This window comes from Streptomyces sp. NPDC059851 (genome assembly GCF_042732005.1).
Taxonomy (GTDB): Bacteria; Actinomycetota; Actinomycetes; order Streptomycetales; family Streptomycetaceae; genus Streptomyces.
The window spans coordinates 1-2,250 of sequence record NZ_JBHWJJ010000285.1 but is presented as its reverse complement, the minus strand read 5'-3'; the positions used below and the strand labels follow the sequence as shown (position 1 = coordinate 2,250).

Genomic DNA, 2,250 nt, shown 5'->3' with positions numbered 1-2,250 from the left:
CACCTCCGGCAGGTCCACCAGGCCACCCCAACGCTCCGGGACCTCAAGCGCAGCCACCCGACCCAGACCCCACACCTGCGCCTGAACCGCCGAAACGAGACGGTCCGAACGACCCACACTCACCGCACCCCGGGTCACACACCACAGCGGCGCCTCGATCCCGGCATCACCCAACGCCTGGACGAGCACGGCCGTGTCCACCACACCGGCGGCCCCACCCAGCGCGAGCAGCGACACCACACCGGCCACCGACCCGGCCACCGACCCGGCCTCCGCCAGCAGACCGGCCAGAACGGCCCGGTCCACACCCGCCCCGACCACGACCCGACGCACCTCGGCGCCCCGCCCGGCCAGCGCACCCACCACGGCGTCGACCAGGGCGTCGTCACCGCAGGCCGCGGGGACGACGGCTATCCACTCGCCACCCGGCAGCTCGGATGACGCGGCGGAGGCCGTCAGCGGCTTCCACTGCACTCGGTAGCGCCAGCCGTCGACCTGTGCCTGCTCCTGGTTCTGCCGGCGCCAGGCCGACAGGGCGGGTACGAACTCGCCGAAGCTCGCCCCCTCGGCCACGTCCAGCTCGGACAGCAGGGCGCCCAGATCGCCGCTCTCGACCGCGTCCCAGAACCGTCCGTCGACCGCGTCGGAGGTCCGGGCGGGGGCGGTGCCGCCGCCCTGCGAGGCCGTCTCGGGCCAGAACCGCTGTCGCTGGAAGGCGTACGTCGGCAGCGCGACCCGCTGCGTGCCCGTGCCGGTGCCGGTGCCGGTGCGGAAGGCGGACCAGTCCACCGCCACGCCCCGTACGAACACCTGGGCCACAGCGGTAACGGCGGTCTCCGCCTCTACCCGCCCCGCGCGCAGGACCGGTACGAAGGCGACGTCGGCCGAGCCCGTCAGGCAGTCCTGCGCGAGCGCGGACAGCACACCGTCCGGGCCCAGCTCCACGAAGGTCGTCACACCGGCGGCTTCCAGGGCACGGACGCCGTCCAAGAACCGCACGGCCTCGCGGACGTGCCGCACCCAGAACTCCGCCGAGCCCATCTCGTCGGTGACGACGGCACCGGTCAGGTTCGACACGACCGGGATCACGGGGGCGGCGAAGGACAGCCCCGCCACCACCTGACGGAAGTCGTCCAGCATGCCGTCCATGTGCGGCGAGTGGAACGCGTGGCTGACCGTCAACCGCTTGGTCTTGCGGCCCTGCCCGGCGAAGGCCTCCGCGACCGCAACGGCCGCGTCCTCGTCACCCGCGACCACGACCGACTGCGGCCCGTTGACCGCGGCAATGCTCACGCTGTCGGTGAGCAGCGGCAGGACCTCGTCCTCCGAAGCCTCCAGGGCGATCATCACACCACCGGCCGGAAGTGCCTGCATCAGCCGGCCACGGGCCGCGACCAGCGCACACGCGTCATCCAGGGACAGCACCCCGGCGACGTGCGCGGCGGCGATCTCACCGATCGAGTGACCGGACACGAAGTCCGGCCGCACACCCCACGACTCCACGAGCCTGAACAACGCCACCTCGACCGCGAACAGCGCCGGCTGCGTGTACTCCGTCCGGTCCAACAGGCCCGCATCCGACCCGAACAACACCTCCTTCAGCGGAAGCGCGAGCTGGGCATCGAACCGCGCGCACACCTCGTCCAGCGCGTCCGCGAACGCCGGGTAGACGTCGTACAGCCCACGGCCCGTGCCGAGGCGCTGGCTGCCCTGCCCCGTGAACAGGAACGCCAGCCCGCCTTCCGACACATTGCCCTGCACCAAGCCGGGGACCTGCTCACCGGCGGCGAGGCCGCGCAGACCATCCACGACCGCCGCACGGTCCGCCGGGCCGGCGACCAGGACAGCACGCGACTCGAACACAGGGCGTCCGGCGGAGAGGGAGTACGCGGTGTCGGCGGTGGCGACGTGCAGGCTCTCGGTCAGCCACGTCACGAGCTGCTCCGCCTGGGCGCGCAGCGCGGCCGCGTTCTTGCCCGTGACGACGAACGGCAGGACGGGCGCGGTGTCGGCGGCCCGGGGCTCGGGCTCCGTGTCGTCCCCGGTCTCGATCGGCGCTTCCTCGATGATCGTGTGGGCGTTGGTGCCGCTCAGACCGAACGAGGAGACACCGGCGCGACGCGGGCGGTCGCTCGGCGGCCACGCCCGCTGCTCGGTCAGCAGTTCCACGTCGCCGGCCGACCAGTCCACGTGCGGGGTCGGGGCGTCCACGTGCAGGGTCTGCGGCAGCACCCCGTGCTGCATCGCCAG

General features: G+C 72.9%; 1 protein-coding gene. It reads right to left on the bottom strand.

The window, feature by feature from the left end:
* Positions 1-2,250 (bottom strand): acyltransferase domain-containing protein (locus ACFV7Q_RS38745; protein ID WP_385435652.1); only part of this gene is annotated, 2,250 nt, incomplete at both ends.